The 4,374-nt window shown below is 46.9% G+C and carries 4 protein-coding genes; 1 reads left to right on the top strand and 3 read right to left on the bottom strand.

What is annotated here, in order from left to right; all coding sequences use genetic code 11:
- Nucleotides 1-102: 102 nt before the first annotated feature.
- Genes C4334_RS14730 through C4334_RS14720 form a run of 3 tightly spaced genes read right to left on the bottom strand, consistent with a single transcriptional unit; the run spans nt 103 to nt 4,177 of the window.
- Nucleotides 103-1,557: a glycosyltransferase gene (locus tag C4334_RS14730; RefSeq protein ID WP_352432843.1), complete on the bottom strand. Its 1,455-nt coding sequence runs from the start codon at nt 1,555-1,557 to the stop codon at nt 103-105.
- Nucleotides 1,557-2,615 (bottom strand): glycosyltransferase family 4 protein, encoded by a 1,059-nt coding sequence (locus C4334_RS14725; RefSeq protein ID WP_352432842.1) that lies wholly within the window; start codon nt 2,613-2,615, stop codon nt 1,557-1,559. Before C4334_RS14725 ends, C4334_RS14730 begins: the two co-directional genes overlap by 1 nt.
- Before the next feature lie 2 nt (nt 2,616-2,617).
- Nucleotides 2,618-4,177, bottom strand: coding sequence for a class I SAM-dependent methyltransferase (locus tag C4334_RS14720; protein ID WP_352432841.1), 1,560 nt, complete (start codon nt 4,175-4,177; stop codon nt 2,618-2,620).
- On the opposite strand from C4334_RS14720, the gene C4334_RS14715 reads away from it, so the two are divergent.
- Nucleotides 4,169-4,374: hypothetical protein (locus C4334_RS14715; protein WP_352432840.1), on the top strand; the 206-nt coding region annotated here is incomplete at its 3' end. The genes C4334_RS14720 and C4334_RS14715 overlap by 9 nt on opposite strands.

Below are 4,374 nucleotides of genomic sequence, written 5' to 3'. Positions count from 1 at the left end.
AATACCAGTTGAGGTTTGGGAGCGCGGTGACCAGGTCAAACAGAGACTGCGGACCTTGACGAGTTAAGACCGGAAAACGTGTCATGCTTGTCAACGTCATCCTCAGAGATGCCCTCTCTTGTAGATGGTGTAGACGCGCCGCAGCTTCCACATGGCTTTCTTCAGGAAATAGCGCAAATCTATGCACATATGAGCTAGCCTCTTGACGGTGCACGCAGGTCTCAAAGGCTCGGTCGCAGCATTGCCATCGCTTTCATTGAGAAAGAAGTTAGATACCCAAGCTATCTCTGTAGCAACTCTTCGAGCGCTCAGTCCTTGGCCATCTCCCAAGGTAGTTATTTCCCGCGCCGTTCTGTCTACAAGATAGTTAGCCGTCGCGTATGACCTGCGCTCGTTAACCTCCTTGGCAAATTCAATTAGCCCCTCAGCGTAAGTTTCGGAGAGGTGATTTCTCTCCAAAAACAACCTGCCTCTCCTCCCCATCTCATCAAACTTCATCGGATCCTCTATAAAGGAAGAGAGGTGTAAATGTATGTCATGAATTGCGGAATCAGGATTGACAAAAGCGACAGTATCCGACGGCAATGTCGCGAACCAACCGGTCTTTGTCACCAACGATGGCAAAGCGTGTGCCCAGATTCTCATTTGACTTCCGGAAGCTTCGCCCATAGTCGGATAGCGCATGTTGATTGCGAGATGCGCAGAAGAAAGGGCTGAATCCAAGTCTTGTTCTGGAACAAATCCATGGACAGTGACTTTCTCTCTCAGACCCAGGGAACTAATCAGGGCCTGTATTTCCCATTTCTCTTCTAATTTCCCATATATATCTAACCGAAACGAGTCTTTTTGCGGAAAGCTCGCTAGTGCTTTCAACAAAACATCCAAGCATCTGTTGGTTCCCAGGTATCCGAAGACGATCAATCTGTAAGGAGGCGCCTTTCCCCTCTCTTTATTCCGCTCGATTCGATATTTGGACAAATCAAAGGGCAAGGGCAGGTACGCGACGGGACAAGCAAGTTTTTGCTTTAGTTGCTGATAAACATCCAGATTGTGGACCAAGACGCCCAAGGCGTTCTCTATAGCCAATTCCGTAAGGGGATAGTGAGGGATCAAAGGACTGACATTTCGATCTTGCACAGCTTTCATTGCTTCTTGCTCTCCGGATTCGCCGTAGAATCTTTTCATTTGCTCGACATAAGCTTTCGTATCTTTCAGAACCCCCCAGTAAATACCGGCAAAGAGGTTTTGCAAAACAACGTCGTGCAGAACAACGATACCGGGATGAAAGCGGCTAAGACGCCATATCGAGTAGTGGAATAAAGGATTATTCCCTATGTGAAAAAAGCTTATCTCGGCGTTGTTCACTGCATGCCAAGGAAACTTTCCAAGAGTAAATCTTTTCACTTCAGCGTACGTTTTAATTTCCGGATCCCATTCAGATTGATCAGTCCACAAGATGATCGCCGCTTTTTCGGATAAAGGGCGTAAAATTCGGTGCGTATAGTGCGCGATGTCCGTATGAGCCGGTGGTAGTGGAGAAAACCAGTTTATCCTCATCACCGTTGACCTGAAGAAAGTAAGGTTCTAACCACTTTATCCCAGCTTATGTCCAGCTCTTCATAGCGCTCGCGGCCTCTCTTCCCATAAGCAGCAGATATGTTTGGGGACTCGTACATGAAGTCCATAGCCGAGGCAAGAGCGTCTGGAGTGGGAGCGGAAATTATTCCGGTTTCTCTATCTACAACGAACTCTAACGGGCCGCCGGAGTCATTGCAAGTGATCACAGCCTTGGAAGATAACATTGCTTCTAGCGTTACGTAACCGTAATCCTCGTCTAAAGGAGGATAGACCACCGCTAGACAGTTAGCATATAATTCCCTCTTATCTTCCTCCGTGATCCTCCCTCGCCACTCTACCCTATCAGCGAGTCTCAATCTGTTTGCCAATCTCTTCAACTTTCTCTCATAGAGAGGGTTATCAGCTTCACCGGCAAAGATAAGACGGATAGGGTTTCGGGTTCGGGCTAGCGCGATTAGGGCTAGAGCTTGGCGCTTTAGATCGCTAAGGCGGCTTGGGAAGAAAAGATAATCGCCAGTTGACGCGTGGAAGAAGGAGTCTGCATGCGGTGGTGGGTGATAAAGCTCTTTCGCTTTAATGCCGCAGAAATCTTGCAGCCTTTTCGCGACGTTACGTGAGTTGGCATAGACAGCCTTCGCTTGCGGGATGAGCGTTCGATCAGCCAAACGAATCGCATCACGTACTTGTCTGCCCCAAGGCCAGCATTTTAAGTCACCTAGTGGGTGGTTCCATAAATCATAGGCGGTGCGGTGTTGATGCAATATCCACAGCACCTTATTCTGATGTGGTATGAGGTAAGCAGGAAATTTTAAGCCGATCATTAAATCGATCGGCACTCCTGCCGCTTCCGATATATCGAACAAACGACAAGCGAGCATTTGATCTAAAATCCTTTCTGGCGGGTACCATTTGAATGGAACGGCGACTATTTCCGCTTCGTGTCCTGCCTGACACAGCGCTTCGCGTAATCCTTCTGCGTGGCTTTCCGCTCCGCCCTTGATAAAGGGCACTTGAACTGTCGCAATTAAAATCCTCATTTTCAAACTTTGCGCCCGATGACCGCGTAATCCATTGGACCATATAGTAAGTCGTTAAGTCTTGACGCCATATCGCTATCATCCTGAAACTTAGCTTCATCCCACGGGTGGAGTTTGAGCAATTCTATGTGGTGAAAGCCGCGGCTTTCGAGAAGAAAGACCATTGTCTCGCTGGGTATTGGATTACGGTGCGTGGGGTCGAAGTAGAAGTAGCTGCTCCCGACAAGCAGATTTTCCGGATTGGGTGTTTCAAAAATCACCTCTCCCCCAGGACACAGAACCCGCAAAGTTTCATCGAGAAGATTGACCAATTGGGCAAAAGAAAGATGCTCTATGACATGAAAACATGTGATCATCTCAGCGCAATCATCATCCAAACAGCGCAAATATTCAACGGCATCTTTTTCGATCACTGACAAACCGAGTTCTCGGCAAAGAGAAAGCATGGCTTGATTGATGTCGACGCCTATTGCATTTATCCCTTCTCCTTTTAGCAACTCTAGCCACTCGCCTCGACCACATCCTATGTCGATAAATAACCCTCGCGATTTCTTTCTAACAAGAGGAAGATAAACGGATAAACGCCTCTTCACCTCCTCGCGCGTTCCGCGGAACCGATCTTCTAAGTGGAGGTACAAAGAGGGCGGGACCAATGAATCCGAGTCTCGCACTGCACTTCTTGTCTGAAAATCACGACGGAATCGCAAATCCCCTAAGGTCAACTCTCTGCGAAGCTGCTGGTTGTTAAGCTTTATATCATCTATGCGTTTCCCCAACTCCAACAGATTCTGACTGGTGTCTCGAAGCAAACGATCTTGAGTTAGTTCAAACTCAGTTAAGGTGTTCCTTAATTCTCGCAACTCATCGTGTAGCCTGTTGGAAGCAGCTTCTTGCTTCTTTATTTCTTCCCAAAATGATTCGCGGCAATGGTCGCACTCTTTGCGGACGCACTCAACCGAGTGTTCTAGTTTTTGCTCCAACGATTCTATTTGGCTCAATAAGTGTCGCGATTGTTCGTGGACGGATTTATAAAGATTTTGTATATCCTCCTGCATCTCTCTCACGCGCGTAAACGCAAGTTCAATGTTCTCAGTAAAATAGAATTCGAGTCGACGATAATTTTCGATTGTTCTAGGAATCCTTAGTAGGGCTATGATTATGTTCAGTATATAGCCCAATACGGGAACTCTGTAAAACCGTCTTATTGTTGATGGCCACCACAAGCCGCGGACCCTCACATCTTTAGATTTTCCCTCAGCGGAGTAGCGAAGTGCTGCAATAATATCTATTTTGTTCGCCTTCCCGGAACGTAAGACCTTGAGATGCGAGTCGGCCTCGATCCTAGCGGGAAGCCTCTTTAACACTGCAAGGTAAGCCTTTTCTATGAACTCTAATCCGTGATAAGGAAGTAACTCATCAACGTCTAACTCATTTCTTAATACACATTCTTCCTCTACAGTTTGTCCCGAAGAGTGATAGCTAGTATTCCCCCGAAAAAGTTTGACTTTAATTTCTTTTTCCAGTTTCAAAGCATCTATCCGCGGATAGTGTTTATGGAACATTTTATCCTGTTGGATTTATCCTTGGATTGGGATAATCTTTTCGAACATTTTTTTGAATTTTACCTCATGCTGCCGGTTCTTCCAAGAGTTGGATCTAACTTGCTCTACCTCGACTTTGACAGCTCGGTCTTTGAAACCCTTGATACCCCTTTTTGTTGTACCCTTCACCCATGCGCCGCACCTGCATTGCCCCCCAC

It is taken from the genome of Pyrinomonas sp., from assembly GCF_040289685.1.
Classification (GTDB): Bacteria; Acidobacteriota; Blastocatellia; order Pyrinomonadales; family Pyrinomonadaceae; genus Pyrinomonas.
Note: the sequence above shows the minus strand (reverse complement) of the source record. Positions and strands in the feature narration are given on the sequence as shown.